This is a genomic window from Chryseobacterium sp. FR054, from assembly GCF_056844565.1.
On record NZ_JBXDSA010000001.1, the window covers coordinates 1361171 to 1387027 of the forward strand.

The 25857-nt window shown below is 40.3% G+C and carries 24 protein-coding genes; 20 read left to right on the forward strand and 4 right to left on the reverse strand.

All coding sequences use genetic code 11. The features are described 5' to 3' along the window. From AC106S_RS06195 to AC106S_RS06265, 15 genes are all read left to right on the forward strand, one after another. Complete coding sequence (locus tag AC106S_RS06195) at positions 1-438, forward strand: hypothetical protein (protein WP_482438213.1); 438 nt, start codon at positions 1-3, stop codon at positions 436-438. A gap of 18 nt (positions 439-456) precedes the next feature. Then, the gene (locus tag AC106S_RS06200; RefSeq protein WP_482438214.1) at positions 457-864 is read left to right on the forward strand and encodes a hypothetical protein; all 408 of its coding nucleotides are present in this window, start codon (positions 457-459) and stop codon (positions 862-864) included. A gap of 181 nt (positions 865-1045) precedes the next feature. Further along, complete coding sequence (locus tag AC106S_RS06205; RefSeq protein ID WP_482438215.1) at positions 1046-2668, forward strand: hypothetical protein; 1623 nt, start codon at positions 1046-1048, stop codon at positions 2666-2668. A gap of 1 nt (position 2669) precedes the next feature. Further along, on the forward strand, positions 2670-3302 hold the full coding sequence (locus tag AC106S_RS06210; protein WP_482438216.1) for a DUF6046 domain-containing protein: 633 nt from the start codon (positions 2670-2672) through the stop codon (positions 3300-3302). Then, positions 3283-4281, forward strand: coding sequence for a hypothetical protein (locus tag AC106S_RS06215; RefSeq protein WP_482438217.1), 999 nt, complete (start codon positions 3283-3285; stop codon positions 4279-4281). The genes AC106S_RS06210 and AC106S_RS06215 overlap by 20 nt, the downstream gene beginning before the upstream one ends. Beyond that, complete coding sequence (locus AC106S_RS06220) at positions 4281-4772, forward strand: hypothetical protein (RefSeq protein ID WP_482438218.1); 492 nt, start codon at positions 4281-4283, stop codon at positions 4770-4772. Before AC106S_RS06215 ends, AC106S_RS06220 begins: the two co-directional genes overlap by 1 nt. Further along, the gene (locus AC106S_RS06225) at positions 4769-4993 is read left to right on the forward strand and encodes a hypothetical protein (RefSeq protein ID WP_482438219.1); all 225 of its coding nucleotides are present in this window, start codon (positions 4769-4771) and stop codon (positions 4991-4993) included. Before AC106S_RS06220 ends, AC106S_RS06225 begins: the two co-directional genes overlap by 4 nt. Before the next feature lies 1 nt (position 4994). Further along, positions 4995-5288: a hypothetical protein gene (locus AC106S_RS06230; RefSeq protein WP_482438220.1), complete on the forward strand. Its 294-nt coding sequence runs from the start codon at positions 4995-4997 to the stop codon at positions 5286-5288. Then, positions 5278-5577 (forward strand): hypothetical protein, encoded by a 300-nt coding sequence (locus tag AC106S_RS06235; protein WP_482438221.1) that lies wholly within the window; start codon positions 5278-5280, stop codon positions 5575-5577. The genes AC106S_RS06230 and AC106S_RS06235 overlap by 11 nt, the downstream gene beginning before the upstream one ends. 1 nt (position 5578) lies before the next feature. Further along, the gene (locus AC106S_RS06240) at positions 5579-6478 is read left to right on the forward strand and encodes a nucleotidyltransferase (RefSeq protein ID WP_482438222.1); all 900 of its coding nucleotides are present in this window, start codon (positions 5579-5581) and stop codon (positions 6476-6478) included. A 1-nt stretch (position 6479) separates the two neighbouring features. Beyond that, positions 6480-7007 carry a hypothetical protein gene (locus AC106S_RS06245; RefSeq protein ID WP_482438223.1) on the forward strand — a complete coding sequence of 176 codons (528 nt, stop codon included), beginning with the start codon at positions 6480-6482 and terminating at the stop codon, positions 7005-7007. Between the two features lies 1 nt (position 7008). After that, a complete protein-coding gene (locus AC106S_RS06250; protein ID WP_482438224.1) occupies positions 7009-7827 on the forward strand; it encodes a phage baseplate protein in 819 nt (272 codons plus the stop codon). A 98-nt stretch (positions 7828-7925) separates the two neighbouring features. After that, positions 7926-9947 (forward strand): hypothetical protein, encoded by a 2022-nt coding sequence (locus AC106S_RS06255; protein ID WP_482438225.1) that lies wholly within the window; start codon positions 7926-7928, stop codon positions 9945-9947. 37 nt (positions 9948-9984) lie between these two features. Then, positions 9985-12258, forward strand: a complete 2274-nt coding sequence (locus AC106S_RS06260; RefSeq protein ID WP_482438226.1) for a hypothetical protein — start codon at positions 9985-9987, stop codon at positions 12256-12258. A gap of 16 nt (positions 12259-12274) precedes the next feature. Beyond that, positions 12275-12616: an LPXTG cell wall anchor domain-containing protein gene (locus AC106S_RS06265; RefSeq protein ID WP_482438227.1), complete on the forward strand. Its 342-nt coding sequence runs from the start codon at positions 12275-12277 to the stop codon at positions 12614-12616. Positions 12617-13321: 705 nt separating this feature from the next. Here the strand turns inward: AC106S_RS06265 and msrB are convergent. The 4 genes from msrB to AC106S_RS06285 all read right to left on the reverse strand — a co-directional run bounded on the left by msrB (position 13322) and on the right by AC106S_RS06285 (position 15800). Next, positions 13322-14413: a peptide-methionine (R)-S-oxide reductase MsrB gene (msrB, locus tag AC106S_RS06270; protein WP_482438228.1), complete on the reverse strand. Its 1092-nt coding sequence runs from the start codon at positions 14411-14413 to the stop codon at positions 13322-13324. A 19-nt stretch (positions 14414-14432) separates the two neighbouring features. Continuing rightward, positions 14433-14879, reverse strand: coding sequence for a DUF417 family protein (locus AC106S_RS06275; RefSeq protein WP_482438229.1), 447 nt, complete (start codon positions 14877-14879; stop codon positions 14433-14435). Positions 14880-14959: 80 nt separating this feature from the next. Beyond that, positions 14960-15232 carry a hypothetical protein gene (locus AC106S_RS06280; protein ID WP_482438230.1) on the reverse strand — a complete coding sequence of 91 codons (273 nt, stop codon included), beginning with the start codon at positions 15230-15232 and terminating at the stop codon, positions 14960-14962. A gap of 13 nt (positions 15233-15245) precedes the next feature. Further along, a complete protein-coding gene (locus AC106S_RS06285) occupies positions 15246-15800 on the reverse strand; it encodes a sigma-70 family RNA polymerase sigma factor (protein ID WP_482438231.1) in 555 nt (184 codons plus the stop codon). 453 nt (positions 15801-16253) lie between these two features. On the opposite strand from AC106S_RS06285, the gene alaS reads away from it, so the two are divergent. The 5 genes from alaS to AC106S_RS06310 all read left to right on the forward strand — a co-directional run bounded on the left by alaS (position 16254) and on the right by AC106S_RS06310 (position 25586). Next, on the forward strand, positions 16254-18857 hold the full coding sequence (gene alaS / locus AC106S_RS06290) for an alanine--tRNA ligase (RefSeq protein WP_482438232.1): 2604 nt from the start codon (positions 16254-16256) through the stop codon (positions 18855-18857). A 530-nt stretch (positions 18858-19387) separates the two neighbouring features. After that, positions 19388-20875 carry an alkaline phosphatase PhoX gene (locus AC106S_RS06295; protein ID WP_482438233.1) on the forward strand — a complete coding sequence of 496 codons (1488 nt, stop codon included), beginning with the start codon at positions 19388-19390 and terminating at the stop codon, positions 20873-20875. Positions 20876-20941: 66 nt separating this feature from the next. Then, entirely contained in the window at positions 20942-22756 is a 1815-nt protein-coding gene (locus AC106S_RS06300; RefSeq protein ID WP_482438234.1) for a cytochrome-c peroxidase, read from the forward strand. 163 nt (positions 22757-22919) lie between these two features. After that, positions 22920-25334, forward strand: a complete 2415-nt coding sequence (locus tag AC106S_RS06305; protein WP_482438235.1) for a hypothetical protein — start codon at positions 22920-22922, stop codon at positions 25332-25334. Positions 25335-25349: 15 nt separating this feature from the next. After that, positions 25350-25586, forward strand: a complete 237-nt coding sequence (locus tag AC106S_RS06310) for a hypothetical protein (protein ID WP_482438236.1) — start codon at positions 25350-25352, stop codon at positions 25584-25586. The last annotated feature ends 271 nt before the right edge of the window (positions 25587-25857 follow it).

Consider the following 25857-nt stretch of genomic DNA (forward strand, 5'->3'; position numbering starts at 1 on the left):
ATGGCGAATATTAATATTACATCATCAGAATGCGCATGGGCTCATTTTGAAGTGAAAGTGTTATCAAAAGTAATCAAAGGACTTAGAGGTTTCAGTACAAAAAAAACAGTTGAATCCGAGCATATCTACGGTTCCGGAAACGAGCCTATCGATATTTCAAAAGGAAATACCAAGTACGAAGGAAACATCAAGCTTTTAGGTTTCGAAGCAGACGCTCTGAACAAAGCCGCAAGAGATGCAGGCTACGATGACATCACTGAGGTTCCCCACGAACTTATCGTCATCACGATTTCTTACAAGAAAAAAGCTTCTGACAAAGGAACAACCATCGTTACTTCAGGAGTTCAGTTCACAGAAGACGGTTTTGAAATGGAACAGGGGGCTAAAAACAGAGAGGTTACCCTTCCATATATCGCAATGAGCAGAAGAATTGTATAATCAGTAAAACAAAATAAAATGGCAAACGAAAAATTACAGGAAATTTTCAATAACAGAAAATCTAAAGAAGAAAAAAAGACCCGGGAAACCAAGAAAGATGCAGTAAAAGATCTTGGTCCTTTCGAGGCAAGATATACGGCTAAAAAGCTTGATGAGTGGAAAAAAGAGTACGGCAACAGAGACCTTATTTATTTGAAGGTGGATGACTTCCTTGCTGTTCTCAGACCACCTAAAGCAGATGACCTGGGTGATTATCTTACCGCTATCGGCTCCAACGGAATGAGCAAAGCCGTAGCCATGATCGTAGAACAGCTTTGGATTGACGGAGATTATCAGCTGATTGAAGATGAAGACTGCTTCATCGCCGTGTTCTTACAGATGAACAACATTCTGGAGAGCAAGAAAGCCGACTTTTTTCGCGCTTAGTGAAGCCGGCCGGAGTTCATTCTCTGATAAAAAGACCGAAGGAATAGAGTTCCTGATTGTTTTTGGAAGTATGCAGTTTGGAGCCGATGCATTAAAGAATTGGGGTGATGAAAAGTTTTTCTATCGCACCGGAATAGCCTTAGAAATTTGGAAAAAACAAGGCGAAAGAAAATTTTAAATTATGAACAATAATAGTAGTATAACAGACTTTGTAAGAAATGCACAAGAATGGTCACAGAGCTTTTCTCAGGCGTTCAGTACCGTTTCACAGGATACCTACAAAAAAATGCAGGATCTTTCAGCAACAGTAAAACAGGGTTATGAACTTTTGAAACAAGACTTTGCAGCATTTAAAAACACAAAGTTCGGAACTGCACTTATAGGAGCCGCCAGTGCCGCAGGTACTTTCCTTCTTGATTTCACCAAGAAAAGCCTTACCTCTGCCATTACAGGAGCCATTCAGAAAGAAAAAGACATTGTTAATCTCTCAGGATTTTTAGGAAAAAAAGGAGCTACCGAAGCTTATAAAAATATTGATGCTGATTCAAATGCCACTTCTTATGATAAGGCAACTTTATTAGATGCCAACAAGGGTCTTATTTCTGTGGACGGTGACGCTAAAAGGGCCAGAGAAGAAATCATGAATCTGGCCAATGCGGTCAGCTTTGCCGGAGGAGGAAGTAATGAACTTTCAAAACTCTCTGAACAGCTGAAAGAAATCAAAAGTGAAGGCGTGGCATCCGGTGATCAGCTTAAGCAGTTTGGTGATGCCGGCATCGATATTTACGCAGCCCTGTCATCATCCACAGGCAAAAGCATTGAACAGCTGAAAGGCATGAACATTACCTATGACATGCTAAGTAAATCTCTTGCCGATTCCAGAGGAAAAGGAGGAATCTTTGAAGGAGGTCTGGACGCACAAAGCAATACCGTGGAAGCCAAATGGGATAGAATTAAAAAGACTTTCGACAGTACGCTTACAGACTTAGGAACCGCGTTTCTTCCCATTATATCAAGTGCATTGGATGTCGGTGTTCAATTGGTAAAAGGTTTTGAACCTCTCATGACGCTGGTGAAACCTTATATGGATCAGATTGTAGGAAGTTTAAGTACAGCTTATGATTTTATTCTCAATCTAGGAGGAGAAACCAATGCATGGGGAGGGTTTGTAACCACGATTCAGGAATATTTTTCTATTGTCTGGAATACTTTAGGAAGCATTTTCGGTGCCGTATGGAGTATTGTAAGCGGAATCATTGACTGGATCTCGAAAAGCGTACTGATCAGTGATATTTTCACAGGTGTCTATAAAGTATTGGGAGCTGTTTTAACGATGGTTGGATGGCTTGCAGATGGGATAAAAATCATTTGGGAAAGTGTACTGAGGCCCATTCTGGATGCGATTGAAACAGCTTACCGATGGGTCAGAAAAATTGTTGGCGGAGAAGAAGTGGCCATAGAACCCAAAGTTAAAATTACCGTTCCTAAAGATCTGACTAAAGATCTTAAAGCCCAGGAAGCCGGACTCAATTTCAAACCAAGTACCACAGATCTCACAGCAAGAAGCAGGCCCACAGCGATTAATCAGGGGGAAAATATAAGAAGAAACAATGCCGCTAAATCACAGGAAACCGGAGATACCGTTTCCGGCGGAGGACAGAAAACCATCAATATCACCCTGGGCAAATTCTTCGATACCATTCAGTTCAACACCCTGAATTCCGGAGAAACATCAGATCAGTTAGAAAGTATAGTAATGGAATGCCTGGGACGTGTTCTATATAACGGAGCAAAAGTAATATAAGATGCAGACAGTTTTTGATTTACAAAATTTATATAAATCCTATTTTTCAAGAACCCCATTCAACCTTCCGGGTTCAGCCGGGGATACAGAAAACATCAGAATTTCACAGAATACCGGCAGGAATAAGATTCATAACAGCAGAAAAGACATTCCTTTCAACAAAGAAGGAGCCTATGGCAAGGATATCTGGTTTCCCGCTGAATTCAGAATCAATGGAAACATCAGTGATTCCCTTACAATAGATGCCTGCACCATTGCAGTGAATCTCAGCAAAACCATTGTGAAAACCGCAGTGAGCGAAAGAAAAGGAACCGTAAAGGAAATGTTTAATGTTGATGATTACAAGTTTACCATCAGAGGTTTTCTGATTGATAAAAACAGAAAAGTTCCTGAAGGTGACATTGAGAAACTTAAGAACATCTTCGAAACAGATCTTCCTGTAACCCTTCACGGAGGCTATCCGGAAATGTTTCTGGACAGAAGCTGCCGTGTGGCGGTTACCTCTCTGGAATTCCCGGAAACACAGGGAAAAACGCATTGGATAAGACCATTTAACCTTACCTGCGAGAGTGATTTCATTGCAGATGTAAAAGACTTAGAAGTACCACAGAAAAATGCTAACACTAACCAGTAACATCTCTATTGCAGATGAAAAAAATGTAAAAGCCAGCAAGGTAACCTGGAAAAGCGAAGTAGGATCTTTTATAGATTCATGCACGATTGAACTTCCCAGGATCAGCTACCTCAGGACAGATAAAGTACAGACCCAGGACCTCAATAAAGAGCGTACAAGCAGTGAGAGAATGGGTTATGCTTTCAGGGAAGGTGATAAGGTAAGCGTTTCCTTAGGTTATAATAAAGCCAATAAAAAACGATTTGAGGGCTTTGTGAAAAGAGTCAACATGGGAATCCCCGTGAAGATAGAATGCGAAGGATACGGATACCAGCTGTATGAGATCATGTTCAACAAATCCTACCCTTCTGTTACTGTTAAAAAGCTTTTGGAGGACCTTATTCTGGGAACGGATATCGTTGTTTCCAAAGAGATACCGGATATTCCGCTGAAGAACGTAAGGTTCAAAAACGTCAACGGAATCAAAGTCCTGGAATGGCTGAAAGATGAATGTAAACTCGCCGTCTATTTCAACATGAACGAAATCTTCGTGGGAACCCTTTATGGCAAAGTACAGGACAGGATAAAGGCCAGAATAGGCTGGAATACGGTAAAAGATGATGAGTTCAAGCAAAAGGCCGTAGATAAAACCACCCGGATCGTCATCCGGGAGAAAAATGACAAAGGAGAAGTAAACAAAACGAAATCTGACCAGGAGAAACCTACCAGCGAGAAAAGCCTGAAAGTAAAGGCCGGAATTCCTGCCCAGTTCTTAAAGCAGATCGCCAACCGTTTGCAGACCAGGGAAAATTATAAAGGCTATGAGGGAAATATCACCCTCTTCCTGGAACCATATGCCGTAAAAGGAATGGTGCTGGAGCTTGAAGGAGGAATGTATCCCGACAAAACCGGCGAATACTTTATTGAAAGCGTAAGCGGCGAATTCGGGGCTTCGGGAGGAAGACAGACGGTAACATTAGGATTTTTAATGCAGAAATAATGGCAACACCAGAATATATAAGAGAAGGTCTAAGACAGATCGCCAGCTCACATGCCCCGGCGGTAAGCAATATCGCACAGGTAAAATCTGTAAACGAAGAAAAAGCAGTATGCATTCTGATTGATGAAGACGGCCAGGAGTATCTGGATGTAAGGCTGCGTCCGGTACTTACCGGCAACAAAAGCTTTATCCAGATTCCCAAAGTAGGAAGCTATGTCCTCGCCGTAAGAGTGGAAGATGATGACGACTGGATGATTATTGCCTGTGATGTGGTAGAGAAATTCTACTGGACAACAGGAAAAGCCAGCGTTGAGCTCACCGACAGGATTCATATGGAAGCCAACGGAAAAAACTTCGCCAAACTGGTGGATCAGCTTTTTGATGCCATCCGGGAGATGAAGTTTACCACCAACTACGGCCCTACCATCAACCTGATCAACCTTGCGGATTTCGAGAACCTTAGAAATGAATTTAAATCCCTTTTAAAATGAGTTTAAGCGCAGCAGAACCAATACTTATCAGCGAACTGCTCAGCATTATGGAAGATGAGGCCGCTGAACAGAACGATGCAGGAGCATCAAGAACCAGAATTGCCAAAGCCATGGCCAAAGCAATCAGAAAATTTGTAGAAGCCGGACAGGTAAAAGTAATCGTAAACACAACGGGAACGGCCACTGCCCAAACCGGTACAGGAACAGGAAATATAACATAGTATGCCAGTAGATATTCTTTTAGATGAAAATTTTGAGCTGCAGTTTGCAGAAGGAGACTTCGCTTTTGGTGAAAGTACTTATGAACACCAGAAAGCCCTGCTATTAGCAGACAAAGGAGAAATTAAACTTTTCCCGAAAAACGGAGTCGGAGCAAGAAAATACCTGGAACATGCCGCTCCTGATGAACTGGCCAGAGAGATCCGCCAGGAATTCTTCGCAGACGGAATGAACGTGCAGAAGATAAAAATTGATGAAAACCTTGAAATAGATATAGAAGCAGATTATGGAGATTAAAGTATTAAACAGGCAGTCGATTTTAGATATCTCCATACAGTACACAGGAGATGTTCAGAAATGCTTTGATATTGCCATAGCCAACGGAATGGCTGTTTCCGACCTTCTTGCCTCCGGAACCAGGCTTATTATTCCGGATGAATTGGAAAAAAATATTGATGTTACCAACTATTATACATCAAGAATGATAAAGCCCGCAACAGGCACCACATTGGAACAGGAAAACCAGTTCCCGTCCTTGAAAGGAATTGGTTACATGCAAATAGGAAACACCTTTAAAGTAAGTTAAGATGAATAAAACACTTCAGGAAATAATTAATCAGATTTTACAGCTTAAAAATGAAAACCCCGGTCTGCAGGGCCTCAATACATCTTCCAGAACCTCTTTCTGGACCAAAATATTTGAAACCGTAGGCTTTGTGATCTGGAACTTTCAGGAAGCCTGTAAACTTCACCTCAAAGAAATTGAAACCCTGATCCGGGAACAGAAAGTTCCCACATTAAGATGGTACAGAAACCAGGCACTGAGATTTCAGTATGGTTTCAGCCTGCTTCCGGACAGCGACCAGTTCTCCCCTACATATGAGAATGCCGGCGGAAACGAAGTGGTGGCCACCCAGGAAGAAATTGACCTTTCAAAAGTCATCAAATATGTAGCAGTGACGAAAGCTCCCAACAGCTCCAAGATCTCTATGAAAATTGCCACCGAAGAGAATGACGAAATCGTTCCGGTAAGCAATCAGATCAAAGAGGCTTTCACAGCTTATATCGAAGAAATTCAGGCCGCAGGAGACAATATTGTCATTGTGAATTACAAACCGGATATTTTAAGGCTGCAGTTTAAAATCTGCTATAATCCGGGAGTCCTTCTTCAGAACGGAATGAGTATCCGGACCTCCAGATTTCCGGTTCAGGACGCTATCAAAAGGTTTTTAAAGAATCTTCCATTCAACGGAGAACTGAGTGTTCAGAAACTTGAAGCTGCAATTTTAGCCGTGGAAGGAGTTACAGATCTTTTAAACAAAGAAGTATCAAGCAGATGGATAGAAGCCGGAGCACCGGGATACGGAAATTTCCAGCCGATAGAAATCAGCAGAATTCCAAGTTCAGGAAGCTTTACTTTAAAAGATCCGGACTCTCAGCAGGAAGACTGGAGCGGTATTGAATATATTAATTATCAAGCACAATAGTATGAATGACAACCTATTCAATATCAATTTTAAAAGACTTGCCAACTGGTGGCTTTTTACCTTCTGGAGAACAGGATCGGTCCTGAATTTAATGTCTGTCTTAATCTTTTATATCGAAGAATTGTATATAGAATTCGGAAGAGAAAGAAAAGACAATATCAGAAAAATGAAGTACAACTATCAGAAGTTTTCGCTTCAGAGTATTCTGAATTATAACCATGACCGGGCAGGAAACAGGATTAAAATTATAAAAGCAGTCCAGCATGACGGGGTTTATGTTTACACCGAAGGGGAAACCAATAATCTCAGTGTGAATGACCCGAAGAAAAAATGGCTTTTCGGAGATGAAAGACCCTTGTACCTCTGGACAGAAGCAGAACTGTACAGCGAGTATGATTTTATCGTAGAAATACCGGTAAATGCATCAGCCCCGGACATCCCGTTAATGAATATGGACCAGCTGAAAGCAGATATAGACTTTTATAAGCTGCCTTCCAAGAGATACCAAATAAAAACAAAAGAATATTAATATGAAATATAATTTCAAATTTTTACAAACAGGTGGTGTGCCGTTAACTAATGACCTGATGGCTACCATCGAAGAGGCCTATGAGATCTTTGAAGCATTGGGAGATCTTGCAGGAGACAAAACAATCCTGTCTGGCTGCGATGTGATAGGTGCCAGTGTAAACCCGGGTATTGTAGCCATCGAAGGCAAACTTTATTATTTCGAAGGAGGCCTTTACTCTCCTACCGCTACCGTATATGTACACACAGAAAACATTACGAAAATATTTGAAGACCAGTTTCCCAAAACGTTAATCGAAAAAAGAACAGTAAAATTCGGTACCGGTACCGTAAGCTATAACTGGTCTGAATTTGTAAAGCTGGAAACCCTTAAAAACATCCAGATTAAAGTCAATAACACCGCAACCCAGGTTGATGTTTCCGCATTAACGGCCAGGATTGCAAAACTGGAACAGAAAACCGCACCTTTCATCAATGGAGGAATTGTCATAGCCTGGAGAAAACCTGTTTCCGAAATTCCTGCAGGATGGAAAGAGTGTCTGGATTTCAGAGGAAAAACCATTGTAGGCTGGAATCCCGCAGAATCCGAATTTCAGAATCTGGGCGGTGAAGTAGGTTCAAAAACCCATACTCTGACTATTGAGCAGATGCCGAGACACTCACACCAGCATTATTGGAGCATAGGAAGCAGAGGAGCCAGCGGCACAGGAGGAACATTGGTAGATGGTTACAGAAATACCAGCGAAGTTGGTGGAAACCAGCCTCACAACAATATCCAGCCATCCAGAATCGCCATCTACATAGAACCGAACTTCCAGTAACCTAAACACCAGGAGGATGTTCAATAACAAAAATCATTTACAGACCATCTTTAAGATCAATAAAAAACCTTTTTGACTATATCATTAACTGAAACGCAATGAAAATACCTTTAAACCAAATATTCAGCTATTTTGAAACCGGAGACTTCCCTACCCAGGAACAGTTTCAGTCCGCATGGTCATCGTTTTGGCATAAAGATGATTCCATCCCTGCGGACAAAATCACCAACCTAACCAATACATTACAGAATAAAGCAGATAAATCCGTGTATGAGCTGCATCTTTCCGATCCGGAAGCCCACGCAGCGGTTTTAGCTAAAAAAAATGCAGCCAATCTTTCCGATACAGATAAGGAAGCATGGAAAACAGCCCTGAATGTAGGACAGCTTCCGGACAATATTGCTACGGTAGACAATGATCCGCTTGTGGGGAATGTGTATACAAAATCGCAGTCCCGGGAACTGTTCATGATGATTGATGACTATGTAAACAATAACGGAAAGATTACCGCGGATAAACTGGAATCATTAGCTCTTACCAGGATCTTTAAAGCAAACGAATACACTCTTCAGGATTTTGTAAACAACACCCATGTCTATCAGTATGAAGAGAGTGATATTATTGCGATTCCTTCTGCAGACTGGAAATATACCCTGTATTTTTATATCGGCGGTGATAAAGCAAACGTTGAAAACTACCTGCCAACCGGCTTATCCAATGTAACTATTGGAATGGTAGAAGGATTACAGGAGGCTTTAAACACCAAAATGAACAAACCTACTGCCTCGGGAAACTATATTGCGTCCAATCTAAGTGGAACCGTCACCTGGAAAGCAGTCAATCCCGCCTCCAACTACCTTCTGTACTGGAACGGAACCGATTTTAAAGATTCAGGTGTTTTCCATAATGCCGGCAAGCTTGGAATAGGATTAACAACCCCTGCTGAACAGTTGCATTTAACAGGAAGGGTGCGAAGTACAGGGTATATTCTGGAGGACAATAATGAAACGGTCAATAATCAGATTACCGCCTTCAACAGAAGCCTTTTATTCACAAACAGTGTGGGAATCAAAAAGACCATTTTAACCACTGAGGATCTGCCGTCTGAATTTTTGAAATTGCCTGCAAAGCTCACCAAAGCACAGAAAGAACAATTTGGAACCGATTGGAATAACCAATACTCCAACGGAAATCTGAATGTATACGGAGTTACTCCTCCGGTTATTAAAAATGATCACATTGTCAGATACTTTGTATTGCAGGGATTAAACCTCAATGTCAATCCGGCATTTACTTCCATTAAATTTATACCGGTCGGAAATGCTATCGGAACCGGTGAAATTGAATGTTTAGGATTTCAGACCTTTGCCAACGGATTATCGATGATTGTTTCGGTGTATGGTGATGCTCTGCAATCCGGCAATAAGTACAACCTGGTCATCAGAACGACTAATCCAACGATCCAGGTACATAGAACGACAGGCACCATCAATGTTGTGGATACGATCAATAATATTGATATCAGCGGGCTTAAATGGGAAACCAAATCGTACACGCCGGAACAGGAAGGAAATATATTTAACGTTAACGGAGGATTGTTCAGGTATAATTCAAGCCCTAGCAATAAAGCGTATGCTTACGAACCCAATGTTATTGTAGCAAGTGCTAAAAGTGATGTTGTTTTTGAAGCCAACACCAACTTCTATCTGGAAATGAATATGGCTCTTTCAACAGTGGTGCCGGCTACCGTTAATGATACGTATGATTTTTATGGTTACCTGGGTTTAATTCAAAAAAATATCCCTTTAACCTTAGCAGATAATTCATTTTTAAGAGTGATAAGTTCAAGTTTCAGAAGTGGCGGTTATGAATCTGTATTGGTTTGGAATAATATTTCGTCCCTTGCTACCAAAATTGAACCGGGTGCGACAGTTATCAGTGCCAATATTATTATCATGAGACAAGGAAATGTGTATACTCAGTTTCTGACAGTAGGCAGTACTTCCCTCATACAATCCGTTACCTCTACAACAGAAGCGGTTTGCTTATCACTGACTGCTTCAAACAGCTCCAAACAGAAAACCATTAGCGGATCTGTTGTCCAGGCTTTTACATTTTAAGCAAAAAATATAAGATCATTATTCAATTATAAAAATTATGTCAATTCCATTAAATACTATATACAGCTATTTTGAAACCGGAGACTTCCCTACCCAGGAACAGTTCCAGGCTTCATGGTCATCATTCTGGCACAAAGATGAATCAATACCCACCAATAAAATTACGGGTCTTGAAAATCTGTTACAAAATAAAGTAGACAAACCGTTATATGAACTTCACCTTTCAGATCCTGAAGCACATAGCGCATTTTTAGCGAAAAGAAACGCAACCAACCTTTCTGCATCAGACAAGCAGGCCTGGAAAGAAGCTTTAAACGTAGGTGAGCTTCCCGAGAATGTCGCCACAATAGACAGTGATCCTCTTATCGGAAACGTGTATACAAAGACTCAGTCAAAAGACCAGTTCATGATGATTGATGATTATGTAAACAGCGAAGGAAAAATTACGGCCGATAAACTGGAATCACTGGCTTTAACCAGAATCTTTAAGGCACAAGAAACGACAATTAATGACTTTATATATAATTCTGATGCTTATCAGTATGAAGAAAGTGATATCGTTGCTATTCCCACCTACATCTCAGTAGACATGGAAATCCATGACATTGACTCGTCTACGACCCTGAAACCCCAATACACCCTGTATTTCTATATAGGCGGCGATAAAAAGAATGTTAACAACTATCTCAATACAGGAGTTTCTACGGTATCGATATCAATGGTAAATGGGCTCCAGGAGAGCTTAGATAATAAAGTTGACAAACCGTTAGAAGATGGTATTTACCATATTGAAAGAAGAAGGGGATTCACCTATACAGTACCTGTCGCTGCCGAAACACTGGCATCAGTGATGAACCGTAACCATTATGCCCCCAAAGGCATTGCCTTCACTGAAGAAACAGACGGAACCGGGCTGCCCGGCAAACATGCGGTTTTAAGAGCCAATCCGGCAACCTATTCATTTTCTTTCGGAAATATCAATCCCGATCATACCGGAGTATACAATATTGCCGTAGGATATAATAATATGCCGGCCCTCACTGACGGGTCGTCCAACACCGTAATAGGACATTTTGCCGCACAGGGACTTACCACGGGAGGTGCCAACGTTGCATTGGGACTTGATTCAGCGAAAGGGCTTACCACAGGTGATGACAATACCTTAATAGGAGTATCGGCAGGATATGGCATTGAAGGCGGTTCAGGAAACACCATGCTTGGAAAATGGACAGGGTGTAACATTAAAGGAAATAACAATACCTTCCTGGGCTATCAGGCCGGTCTGAACTGGGGTAAAGGAGGAAGCGGCAAATGGTCGTCCAACATTGTCATCGGAGCCAATACCACCGGACATCCTATGGGGGTCTGGGGGGAAAACAGTATTATTATCGGGTCCAACCTGGAGCTGAACGGACAGCAGTACAATAAATTCATTATCAATAACTTTACAGCAAAAGATAATAATTATTACAAGACCCACTTTATCGAAGGAAACTTTGCAGACAGATGGCTGAGATTCGATACCAGCTTACAGGTACTGAGAATGCCTGCCGCAGATGCATCCTACACCAAAAATATCGTAGCAAGACCGGATGGTACATTCGGAACTGAAGATAAGGTGGATTATATCCCGTTAACAGGTACAGTCCCGGGAAAACCACTTAACGGTTCTCTTGAATTCTCTAATGAATTCTTAGGAATGCTGCACTGCGGATCTTCTGAACTCTATATTAATGACGGGCTCTTATCAATGGTCACTAAAGATGCCAATATTTCAGTGAACTTTTTTGAAGCAACTGTTGAAAACGGGCCGAAGTCTATTAAACTTGATGACAGAAATTCTTACATTGAAGTAAAATCTAATGTAAGAGGGGCAGGATTACTAGGAGCAGACTATTATGGAAATAACTATGAGCCGAACTCCTTTGTTCAGAAACAATGGGTGGAAGAGAAGCTTGAATATCAGTATAAAAGACCTTACGAAGTATATACCGCATTTCTGAACTTTACCGAAGACGGAAACTTTGACCCTCTGTTCATAGATCTTGAGAATACAATCGGTAATATCGAATGGAAACACGACTCAACAGGCAGGTACATCGGAACCTTCAAAGAAGAACATTATGGAAACTGGTGGATCGACAGCAAAATAAATTATTTTGACAAAGAACTTGTGACAGACTGCCGTGCCGTATATTCAGATAAAGGTAATGTTGTACTGGATATTTTCAGAGTACTGGATTCCCGTCCGGCAGAACTTTCCGGGACCGTGGGTATTATAGAAATTCGCCTCTATCCCGGAATAAGCTAACAACAAATAATATAATATGAAAGAAATACTAACCGAGCATTTAAGCACTTTTTTGGGACTTCTGGCCACAGGCCTGGCAGGATTTGTTTTCGGAAAAAAGAAAATGAACGCCGAAGTCGCCGGAATGGATGCCGACAATGAAGGAAAAGAAATAGAAAACGCCGACAAACTGGTCAAGCTCTACAAAGATGCACTTGACGATCTTGCCGGACGTTACGAAGTGAAATTTAAAGAATTCTCAAACCTGGCAGAAAGGAAAATCAAACTGCTGGAAGAAGAAATAAACATCCAGAAACGCATCAACGATCACCTGAAAAATGAGAATGCCAAACTGAGATCAAAACTTAAAGAAAATTGAATTATTAAAAATATCCTGTAATTTTTTAGTAATACTGCCATGAAACACCCGAAAGGGTGTTTTTGGGTTATATGAAATAAGACAACCCCAACCTCTTTCTCTAAAAACACAGAGTTCCGAAGGAACGACTTAGCACAAGACAGGAAAAATTCCTGTCCAATATGATACCATATCCTTTTTACCTGAAAAAAAAGACATCTCGAAAACCCTTTCCGGCACCTCGTATTGCTGTCCGTATAAAACCACAGTCCCGAAGGGACGGCTTAACCCAGGACAGGAAAAATTCCTGTCCAATATGATACCATATCCTTTTTACCTGAAAAAACAGACATCTCGAAAACCCTTTCCGGCACATGGTATCGCTGTCCGTATAAAACCAAAGTCCCGAAGGGACGGCTTAACCCAAGACAGGAAAAATTCCTGTCCAATATAATACCGTATCCTTTTACCTGAAAAAAAAGACATCTCGAAAACCCTTTCCGGCACCTGGTATCGCTGTCCGTATAAAACCACAGTCCCGAAGGGACGGCTTAACACAAGACAGGAAAAATTCCTGTCCCTATAAATTTACACCCCATCAGAAAAATTCTATCCATTTCAAATTAAACAGAACATACAACAAAAATCTGCATATTATCCAAAACTTTAAAAATAAAAAAAGGATGAATCCTAAAATTCACCCTTCCATTTTTCATTTATTTTCTATTACTTTTTATCCAGCAAAGGCAGGTACTCCCCATACCCTTTTTTCTCCATCTCCGCCTTCGGAATAAACTTCAGCGAAGCACTGTTGATACAGTAACGGAGACCTCCTTTATCTGCAGGACCATCTGTGAAAACATGTCCCAAATGAGCATCTCCGGTTTTGCTTCTTACCTCTACCCTGCTCATTCCGTGGGAACGGTCTAACTTTTCATCAATCAGTTTTTTGGTGATTGGTTTCGAAAAACTTGGCCATCCGCATCCGGATTCAAACTTATCAGTGGAAATAAACAGAGGTTCTCCGGTAGTAATATCCACATAAATTCCTTCACGGGTTTCGTTCCAGTATTCATTCTGGAAAGGTCTTTCCGTTCCGTTTTCCTGAGTTACGTTATACTGTTCGGCGGTCAGTTTTTCTTTTAAAACTTTTTTATCCTGCTTCTGGTATTGGGCTTTCGGAAGCGGGTTGGCTTTTTTTGCCATTTCAAAAAGTCCCGGTTCAATATGGCAGTAGCCGCCTGGATTCTTATCCAGATAATCCTGGTGGTAATCCTCTGCTCTGTAAAAATTTTTCAGGGCAATTGTTTCCACAACAACAGGTTTACTGTAATTTTTAGCCAGTTTCTGAACCTCATCTTTTACAACAGCTTCATCAGCTTTATCTGTAAAATAAATTCCTGTTCTGTACTGATTTCCTCTGTCATTCCCCTGTTGATCCTTACTTGTAGGATCAATAGTTTTAAAATACAGATCAATCAGCAGTTTAAGGTCTACCTGCTCAGGATCATATTTCACTTTTACGGTTTCGGCAAACCCTGTGGTATGGCTTACGACTTCCTCATAGGTAGGATTTTTGGTGTTTCCGTTGGCATAGCCTACTTCCGTTCCTACCACTCCGCGGATCTGTTGAAAAAAGTGTTCGGTTCCCCAAAAACATCCTCCGGCAAAATAAATCTCTCTCACGTTTTTATTATTCATAATTTCCTCATTTTCTCTTGTTACTACTTTAGGCTTTTTATCTTTCAAAAAGCCGGTTCCTGCAGCAAAAACTGCAACCCCCAGAATAATTCCGAGGACAATCAGTATATTTTTCATTTTTTTCTTTTTATCCATTTTACTTGTTGTTGCTTATGATCATCAGGCCAAATCCTAAAAGAACCAGATCCTTCAGAATAAAAAAATCTGTAACAGGAACCCCATCCACTGTTTTCCATACTCCCGGTGTGTTAAACAGATAACTCAGTGTGATCAGAAAAGTCACGGTCATTCCTATTCCGGCATACTTACGTAGAAATGCAAATTTCACACTAAATATCAATAACAGAGCAATGATAATTTCTATTATTCCGATAGTATTTGACACTGTCTGAATACTCATAATATCATATACGAAAAAGGTGAGAAAGTGGTTTTCAACCAGGGGCCTGATCGCGGCGGCTTCCGTAGGGGTAAATTTAAATATTCCAATCCAGAGCAATATAAGTGCTGCCCCAAAAAGAGAAACATAATACCCCGTCCGGTACGTTCCTGAATGACTGTTGAATTGTGATGTTCCGTTCATGTTTTTAGGATTTTGAATGATACTTTTATTATTTTCAAAAGTATAGTCGGAACAGATTCAGAATCCTGACACTTATTTTTCTAAAGATCTAAATTTTTAAGAATTTTCTCTTTAAAACACTGAATTTCAGAATCATTTATTTCAGACTTTTCCGTCTTAGCCAGTTTTCTTTTTAAAATATCGTCTAAAATTTTAAGTTTCGATTCATAGGCCCTGCACCACTTACAGATCTTCAGATGCACAGAAAGCTGCCAGTTCTCCTTCCGGGAAATGGTCCGCGCATTTCTTTTTTCCATCAGCATCGTAGCGATACTGCATGGAAGGAACAAAATATGAATAAATTTTCTCAGCATGTTTCAGATATGGTTATAAGTTGGCAAACCAGTTCAGATCCAGACACTCTCTCAGCTGCATTCTGCTTCTTTGAAGGATCTTCCACAGATTAGTCGTAGAAATATGTAATTCCTGACTCACTTCAGGTGCTTTTTGTTCCTGAAGGTAATACATTTTCAACGGAATCTTCCATCTGGAGGGTAAACTGTCGATACAGTCCTCCAGTATTTTATTAAAATCTTTATCATCTAGAAGCTCAGATTCCCTGTCCGAGACATTCCAGTCATTCAATACCCCGTCATTTCTCCAAGAACCTGTTTCATCAAAAAAGTGATCCAGTCTGATCTGTGGTTCCGATTTATATTTTTTACGGTAAAAGTCAGCAGCTTTTCTGTTCAGAATAGCCGTAAGCCAGGTCAGTGGCTTGCTTTTCTCTTCAAAAGAATCATATGATGAAAATGCAGCCAGAAAAACATCCTGAACAATATCCTCAGCTTCTTCCTTATCTGAAAGCAGATAGACCGCCCTTTTCAAAAGAAGTCCGGAATACATCTCCACCCAGTTTTTCAGTACTTCGTTTTTCGTCATTATTCTTTCTTTCTGCGGCTTCCGGAGCTTCTTTATCAAATCCGGACCGTTCAGCAGAAAATTTTAAATTTATTTAAACGAATATAATAAGTAAATTATAAAAACACAACATTTTTTCAATCAGCAGTGGCTTTTTATCGTACACCGAAAAAGAGGTACCGGACTGCTCACTTTTCAGCAGAACCAGGCTTGATTGATTTTTAAAACCTATGCATTTTATAGCTGTAAAATTCATGTCCTTCCAATCATCTTTCACCAAAATATCTAACCCCTCCGCCACACTCCGCTTTATCCCGGATCCCGGATCAGCAGATTTTACAGACAATAATTTTTCGGCAGGACAAACGTACATCCGGTACTATTCAAAACATCATATAAAATTACATCCGAATCGCTTAAAAATCTTAAATTTGCATCTTATCATAAAATGGATTAAAAAGCAAAGCAATACATATGACATCACAAGAGATACGTCAAAAATTTTTAGATTACTTTAAAAGTAAAGGCCACATTATCGTTCCTTCAGCTCCAATTGTGCTGAAAGACGACCCTACCCTTATGTTTTCCAACTCAGGAATGACGCAGTTCAAAGATTTTTTCTTAGGCTATAAAACACCTACCGCCCCAAGAATTGCCGATACACAGAAATGTCTGAGAGTTTCAGGAAAACATAACGACTTGGATGATGTAGGTAGAGATACCTATCACCATACCATGTTCGAAATGTTGGGAAACTGGTCTTTTGGAGATTATTTTAAAAAAGATGCTATTGCTTTTGCCTGGGAATTGCTTACTGAAGTTTACGGAATTCCAAAGGAGAATTTATACGTAACCATTTTTGAAGGGGATGCTTCAGAAAATCTTGACAGAGACCAGGATGCCTATGACTTCTGGAAATCCCATATTTCTGAAGACAGAATCATCAACGGAAACAAAAAGGATAACTTCTGGGAAATGGGAGAAAGCGGACCATGCGGACCATGCTCAGAAATTCACGTAGACCTGAGAACTCCGGAAGAAAAAGCTAAAGTTTCAGGACTTGAGCTGGTGAATAACGACCATCCTCAGGTAGTGGAAGTATGGAATCTGGTTTTCATGGAATTCAACAGAAAAGCAGATAAATCGCTTGAAAAACTTCCGGCACAGCACGTAGATACAGGAATGGGCTTTGAGCGTCTGTGTATGGCTCTTCAGGGAAAATCGTCCAACTATGATACTGATGTATTCACTCCGCTTATTACCAAAGTGGAAGAACTGTCAGGAAAGAAATATACCGGAATTTTAGAAGATGAAAAAGACATCGCGATCCGGGTGGTGGTAGACCACATCAGGGCAGTTGCTTTTGCTATTGCAGACGGACAGCTTCCTTCAAGCGGAGGAGCAGGATACGTGATCAGAAGAATCTTAAGAAGAGCCGTTTCTTACTCCTATCGATTCTTAGATATAAAAGAACCTTTCCTGTATAAACTGGTGGCTGTTCTTCAGGAACAGATGGGACCATTCTTCCCGGAAATAGAAAAGCAGGGCAAACTGGTTACGGAGGTGATCAAAAGTGAAGAGGAATCTTTCCTGAATACCATTGAAAACGGATTGGTAAGAGTTGAAAAACTGATCCAGCAAACCATTGCCAACAACCAGAAAGTATTACCTACACCGGAAGTATTCGAACTGTATGATACCTATGGATTCCCTGATGATTTAACAAGAATTATTGCGGAAGAAAAAGGACTGACTATTGATGAAGAAGCATTTAATGCTAAAAGAAAAGAACAGCAGGACCGTTCCAGAGGAAGAGATACTAAAAAAGTCTACGACTGGGTAATACTGGAAGAAAAGCCTGAAGCATTTGTAGGATACGACCAGCTTGAAGCAGAAACCTATATTACAAGATACAGAAAAATAGAAAATAAAGACGGAGAATTTTACCAGGTGGTATTAAGCAACTCCCCGTTCTATCCTGAAGGCGGAGGCCAGGTTGGAGATAAAGGAATTCTGGAAAATGCAGCGGAAAGCTTCGAAGTACTGGAAACCAAAAAAGAAAACGGACTGATTATTTCACTCCTCAACGGTCTTCCGAAAGACGCAGGAGCAGTTTTCTATGCTAAAGTAAATATTGCTGACAGAAAGAATTCTCAGGCTAACCACTCTGCGACCCACCTTTTGCATGAAATACTGAGAGAGGTTTTAGGAACTCACGTGGAGCAGAAAGGGTCTTATGTAGGTCCGGATTATCTGCGTTTCGACTTCTCCCACTTCAGTAAAATGACCGAAGAAGAGCTGGCACTGATCGAACAGAAAGTAAATCAGAAGATCAAAGACAGCATTGCTTTACAGGAATTCAGAAATATTCCTATTCAGGAGGCTCTGGATAAAGGGGCAATGGCTTTATTCGGTGAAAAATACGGAGATAATGTAAGAATGATTCAGTTCGGAAGCTCAAAAGAACTTTGTGGAGGAACTCACGTAAAAAATACCAGTGAAATCGGTCACTTTAAAATTACTTCCGAAGGTTCCGCAGCAGCGGGAATCAGAAGAATTGAAGCGATTTCCGGAGATGAGTCTGAGGCCTACTTCAAAAGCTTGGAACAACAGATGCTGGAAATTTCCCAGTTGCTGAAATCTAAAGATGTCGTAAGATCCATTGAAAAGCTGATTGAAGAAAATGCTTCCCTGAAAGCTGAAGCAGATGCTCTTAAAAAGGAAAAAGCAAAAGGTGAAATCGGAGAATGGAAAAACGCTTACGAGCAGAAAGGAAACAAGCAGCTTCTTGTAAAGAAAACTTCCCTTGATGCAGCCTCTGTGAAAGACATTGTATTCCAGCTGAAAAGAGAGATCCCGACTTCAGTCACGATCATCCTTTCCGATGCTGATGGTAAACCGATGATCACCGTAGGAGTTTCTGACGACCTTGCAGCAGATTATCAGGCCGGAGCTATTGTTAAAGATCTTGCCAAAGAGATCCAGGGCGGCGGCGGCGGAAACCCGGGATTCGCAACAGCAGGCGGTAAAAACCTTGACGGTCTGGAAAATGCCTATCAAAAAGCATTAACGATCTAAGATCACAGATTTTATATCATACAACATTAAAAACTTCTGAAAATTTTCAGAAGTTTTTTTATTAAGAACCTGTTTAAATTTCATTCTTAAACTCTTATACATACGATTATCGGATGTATTTTATTAATAAAACTCAATAGATCATGTTTGAAATTACTTGTTGATTAAAAAGATGTCACGCAAAGTTGATGAATAATTACGCTTTATTTTAAGTGGGTAAAGTGATGCGAATTCGTCGCTGATGAAGCGGTATGCTTATCCATACGCTTCAACGAATCAATGAAATTGATTCTATTCTTTGCTCCCTAGAATCAACAATGTTAATCATAAACTTTGCGTGAGAAAACACCTCAACTGTACATGATCTTTTTAATCAAAAAGTTTAAACAACCTTATTTATAACTGTTCTAATTATTGACTTTACCTTAACAAAACATCAGGTAAACTTAAACTAATGGTTTTCTCTTCTTAAAATACAATTCACAATAGACCTCTAGTTTTGCTTCAGATCGAAATTCAAAAAAGTAATTATGAAAATGAACAGAACTCTTGGGGCTTTATTGCTTGCAGCTTCCGTATTTCAGGGATGTAACGATGATAATGAAGGTAACCCGGCAGAAGGAAACGGACCTATAAATCCCAACATTAAAATTGAAAACTTCTCCAAAGAACCCGCTTTCGTTTACGGAATGCCCGGCTTTGAAAACCTGAACATCACCACCCTGATTTCAAGTTCCGATGTTCTTCCCGGATCTCCCGGCTTTGTTTTTGCAGGCCAGCCGGACGGAATGGGAATTATGAAAGATCCCAATTCCGAAGGTTATCTGATGATCACCAACCACGAAATTACACAATCTGTATCAAGAGTTTACCTCGATAAAGCATTCAGACCCTTCAAGGGAGAATATATCCTGAACGGAATCGGCGGGATGACGAGATTATGTTCTGCCACGCTGGCAACTCCGGAAACTCATGGCTTCAGTGCCTTCCTTACTGCCGGTGAATCCGGTGAAGAAAGTATGGTTCATGCGCTTAATCCATTGGCTCCTGCTTCCCAGGCTTCCGATCAGAGCAGGGTAAAACCGGCTTTGGGAAAGGCTTCTATGGAAAATGCAGTTCCCCTTCCTAAAGATATTTCAGGAGGTAAAACCTATATCATGATTGGTGAAGATCAGTCTTACTCTTCATCACACCAGTCTGCCGGACAGCTGATCATGTATGTTTCCAATACTCCGGGTGATCTGGATAACGGAAAACTATATGCTTTAAAAAGAACCAACAACAACTATACGGAAACCGATATGGTAAAAGGAAGCTCTTACGATGTGGAATTCGTGGAAATCCCTAATGCCAAAAACCTTACAGGTGCACAGATCAACCAAAAGAATATAGACAATAATGCCATCCGTTTTTCAAGAGTGGAAGATGTAGATTACCGAAAAGGTGCCGGAAAAGGACGAGAAATCTACTTTACCGCTACCGGGGAGTCTTCAGACGGGGTTAATCCAAAACCGGGACTAACGATGTGGGGAAGAGTGTATAAATTAGTTCTGAATGAAAGCAATATGCTGGCAGGAAAACTGGAAGTGGTGGCAGAAGGAGATTCCAACCCGGGGAATAACCTGATCAATCCGGATAACCTTTGTGTAACGGAAAACTATGTTTACATCCAGGAAGACGGTGATTCCTATTATACAGCCGCCGCTCACGATTCTTACATCTGGCAGCTGAATATCGCTACCAAACAATACAAACCGTGGCTGAATATGAAGCACAACAGAACAGACTCAGCGTGGCAGACGGCCTACAACCAGTCCGGGAACCTGCAGAAATTCGGTTCATGGGAATTTGGTGCGATGGTAGATATCTCAGACATTATCGGGCTTCCGAATACCTTCGCAGTCAATATCCACTCCCACACATGGCAGAAAGATCAGTTCAAAAATGCCGACGGAGCAGGAGTCAATACCAACAAAGAAGGCGGGCAGATCGTCATCATCAGAAACGTAGAGAAATAATTTTAACCTATTCAATAAAAATCGAAGTATCAGCGGAACACCTTCCGTTGGTACTTTTTCATACCTATGAAAATCCTTTCCAAATATCCTGTTCTTCTTACCCTATCGGTTACTCTTATCTTTTTTATACTCTGGCAGTGCAAAAATGATAAGCATCAGCCGGTAAATGAAGACCTGTCTTCTGTAAAAAGTGAAATCCTGAAAACCAATGCAGATTTTGAACAACAGATCGGTGAACTGCTGACACTTGTTACCCAAAATGCCGACGAGAAAAGACTTCAGGAAAAATTTGAAACACTCAGAAAAACCTATAAAAAAATGGAATGGGCAGTAGAATATTTTCTCCCCCATTCTGCAAGGTTTATTAACGGTCCCGCCCTTCCGGAAATTGAAATGGACGAACATACAGAGCTGGAACCTGAAGGACTTCAGGTACTGGAGGAACTCTTTTATCCTTACACAGCAGAAAATAAAGAAGAAACGGTTCGCCTCCTGAAAAAGCTGACCAACAAAAGCAATACGGTAAAAGCCAACTTCCAGGCAATCTCCATCAGTAAAGACCAGGTTTTCGATGCTGTACGGCAGGAGATATTCAGAATTTCGAGTTTGGGAATCTCCGGATTCGACACTCCGGTTTCAGGAACATTTTTAAAAGAAATGCCTTATGCTCTGGAAGGAATCCGGTTGACATTACAGCAGATTTCCACGGAACATTCCAGAAACAACTCTTTAAAAGAACTCAATACCGTTATAGATTCAGCCATTGCCGTACTGAAGAAAAATACAGATAAAAATACGTTTGATTATGTGAATTTTATTCCGGATCACCTGAACAGAATTTCATCACTGATGCTTGAATTCAAAAAACAGGAAAACATCCCTAATATAGAAGTCACTTCAGCACTGGGTAAAAATGCAGCTACTTTTTATTCTGAAAACGCATTTGATCCGAACGCCTTTACTCCCGGAAAAGAGTTTGCCTATTCAGAAGCCAAAGCTGCTTTAGGCAAACAGCTTTTTAATGATAAAATCCTTTCCGATAATAATGACAGAAGCTGTTCCACCTGCCATATTCCTGAGAAGGCTTTTACCGACGGACTGCCGAAATCAATGTCCCTGGCCAATTCCGAATTACAGAGAAACGCTCCTTCACTTAATTATGCAGGCTTCCAGCACGGTCAGTTCTGGGATATGCGAAAAGATGATCTGGAAGGGCAGAGTTCTGATGTGATCTCCAACAAAGAAGAAATGCATGGTGACCTGAATGTGATTCTCGGAAAAATCAACAAAGATCCCAAATACCTTCCCGAATTCAAAAAAATATACAGAACTCCCAAAGCAGAAACCTGGCAGCTGCAGAACCTGCTGGCAAGCTATATCCGTTCATTGGCCCGGTTCAACTCAGATTTTGATGAATATATGAGAGGAACTCAATCAGCCATGACCGAAAATCAGAAACAGGGCTTTAATCTTTTTGTTGGAAAAGCCCAGTGCGCAATCTGCCATTTTTTGCCATTATTCAATGGAACGGTTCCTCCGAATTTCAAAAAAACAGAACAGGAAGTATTGGGAACAGCAGTGAATGGTAACAACAAAACGTTTGACCAGGATCCGGGCAGAGGAAAATTCCATCAGACAGTGGTATCTCTTCAGCATTCCTTCAAAACACCTACATTAAGAAACATCAGTAAAACAGCTCCTTATATGCATAACGGAGGTTATAGGACATTAAAAGAAGTGATGAATTTCTATAACAAAGGCGGAGGAAAAGGTTTCGGATTCAAAGTAGAAAATCAGACACTTTCGGATACACCTCTGAATCTTACGGATCAGGAAACGGATCAGATTATTGATTTTATGAACGCTTTAAATGACCGGTAAAAACACAGGGAATCCGTTGCGGATTTAACAGAGATTTTACTATATGAATGCTTAATATCCAAATGGTTTTAACGATCGGAAACATAGCGTAAATCAATGTCATAACAAATCATAAAAACTTTTTCAAAAGGAGAAATATTACTATTTTTGAAATAGTTTTCGCATGAAAAGGTTTTTAGTATTACTGTTTTTTCTGATGTATTTCTTTGGTTATTCACAATCAAAGATTACTGTCATTGATGAAACTGACCGAAAGCCTGTATCCAATGCAAAAGTATCCTGCGGAGGCAAAATTCTCGGCTATACCAATGTTCAGGGAATTCTCGAATTTACCGCCGCCTGCAATAATGTTGAGGTTGAAGCTGAACGTTATCAGAAGGAAATGGCTACCGTGGAAAATGACATGGAAATCTCCCTATCGAAGAAAATGCCCAAAACCACATCTATTGAAGAGGTGGTGATTGAAGATAAAAGCGATCCGCGGGCTTTGGAAATCCTTAAAAAGGTGAATAAAATGTTTAAAGACAATTCACCGAAAAGCCTGGGATCCTACTCTTTCAAATCTTATGAAAAGGTTTCCCTGGATATTGATGAAGACAGCATCACCCAATTCAATAAATTTTTTGATGACGCCAGACTTTTCAAAAGGAAAAGAGAAAAAGATTCATTAAGTAATATATCTGCAAGACAGATATTTTCCAAAAGCAAACTCTTTCTGTGGGAAAGAGCCCAGGAGTTCGTCTACTCAAAAAAATACGGTGAAAAGATTAATATCCTGGACAACAGGATTTCCGGCCTTAAACAGCCCATCTATGAAATGATCGCCCTCCAGCAGAGCAACAGGGATAAGGTCCCGAACCAGATCAAACAGGAAAACAGAGGACTGTACAGGTTCTTCCTCTCGGATACTATTGAAGTGGACGGAAGAAAAACTTTCGTAATCAAATTCCGCGAAGTAAACTACAAAAAACAGGATAAAAAACGAAAGTACAACGGCGCGATCTACGTAGATACCGAAACTTACGGAATACAGAAGATCGAAAATTTCAGCAAAAATAAAAACGACGGAATTATTACGAGTACCTGGATTTTTTACAACAACAAATGGTTCCTCGCCCAGGAAAAGGTAAAACTCCGGATGAGTAAGATGGCTATGGAAGAGGATGATAAAGAAAATCCTGAAAATAACCCGGAAAAAAAAGACCGCAGAAGTTTCGGGACCTATGCTTATCTTACTTCAAAATATTTCGATTTCAAATCGCCGGTTGAGGAAGACCCCAAAGACTTCAAAGGCTATACATTCTCAGTGAAAAATGCAGACGGAAAACTGCTCGACCGATACAGAACAGATCCTTTAACGGAAAGAGAACGCAATACCTACACCACAATCGACAGCCTGGGCAGAAAATACAATATTGACAGCAAGGCCAGAATTCTGACCGGGCTCATTAACGGACAGATTAGAGCGGGAATTGTAGATTTTGCAGTGGATGAAATCGTGAATTACAACTTATATGAAGGATTCAGGCTTGGGCTGAAAGCCAAGCTGAATGAAACTTTCAATCCTTATTTTTCCCCGGATTATTATTTTGCCTATGGTTTTAAAGACGATAAATGGAAATACGGAATCGGGCTGGATATGAAAACCACACTGGATAAAAATTCATTCTTCAGAATTGAATATTATAATGATGTAACAGCTTCCGGAGAATTTTACAGAAGATTGTGGAACTTCAAGATGAGAACAATGAACTATGGAAACAACATCAACAACGATAAGTATTATCACTTTAAGGGAGCTTCCCTGTCTTACCTGAATGATGTCACCAATGGTTTAACCCTTGTTTTTGCCGTCAAAAGAAATATCGAGGAAGCTAAATTCGACTATGCATTCAGAGGAAGAGGGGCTGCATTTGATAATTTCAACACCTTATTCACCTTAAAGTATTCTCCGAATTCCACGAATATTATGACCCCTCAGGGAAAATCTATTATTGACCAGAAATATCCTGAATTGTATCTGAATTATGAACAGAGCTATAAAGCATTGGGCGGAGATTTTAACTATACCCGTTTCGATGCCCTGTTTGTTCATAATTTTAAAACCATGCTGGGAACAACAGGTTTCAGGCTGTATGGAGGAATTGTTTTGGGGGAAGCCCCGATCTGGAAACATTTTACAATGAACGGACTGGCATCTCCAAGAAAGGATTTCAATTTCAACCTCACCTCTTATCTCGGTTTTGCCACACTGGAAGGCGGAAAATACTACAATGATAAATTTATAGCGTACTATTTCACTCACAAACTCCCCCTTTATTTCAAAAGTTTCGGGCAGAATATTTCCAGTTTTGATTTTGTACTGCGAGGGACCATCGGAGATATGAAACATCCCGAATATCACCAGTTCAGATTCAGAAAATTGGATCATCTGTATCAGGAAGTCGGGCTGGAATGGAACAACTTTTTATCCAGTTACTTTAATTTAGGATTGTTTTACAGAGTCGGCTACTACACCACTCCGAATTTTAAACAGAACTTCGCTATCCAGTTCAAGCTGAAATTATTAGAATTTTAAATATACATAACGAATATGCAGTCAATAGAAATAAAAGCAGAACAGTTTTTTGAATTATTAAAATTAAAAGACACTTCCATGTGGGCCATTTTCTCTCAGATGATCGACGGAAATGAAAAAGAAATCATCTTTTTAGACCGGGAAGATAAAATCCTATTCAATTATGTTCTGCCTTCAACACAGGAAAAACTGGAAGAAGACAGAAAAGAATTTTCTAAACAGTTTGCAGATAAACTGGCTGAACTGAATTAAAATTAGCCAGCTCTCTGAAGCCCGCTCTCCGCTCTCTGAAGTCTCCTGATTTTGGAGTATATTTTTAAACTTTTTCAAAGCATTGCACTACATCAGAAGACTTTGTGCAACGATAAATTTAAGTAGCAGGATGTTTTTTTCGATATACACCGTTGAATTTTAAAGCTTTGTGCTGTTTTTTATAAACCTAACAGGTCTCCAAGACCTGTTAGGTTTTTATTTAAGCATACTCATACACGTTTTATCATTATAATTTTCAGCTCTCTGACGT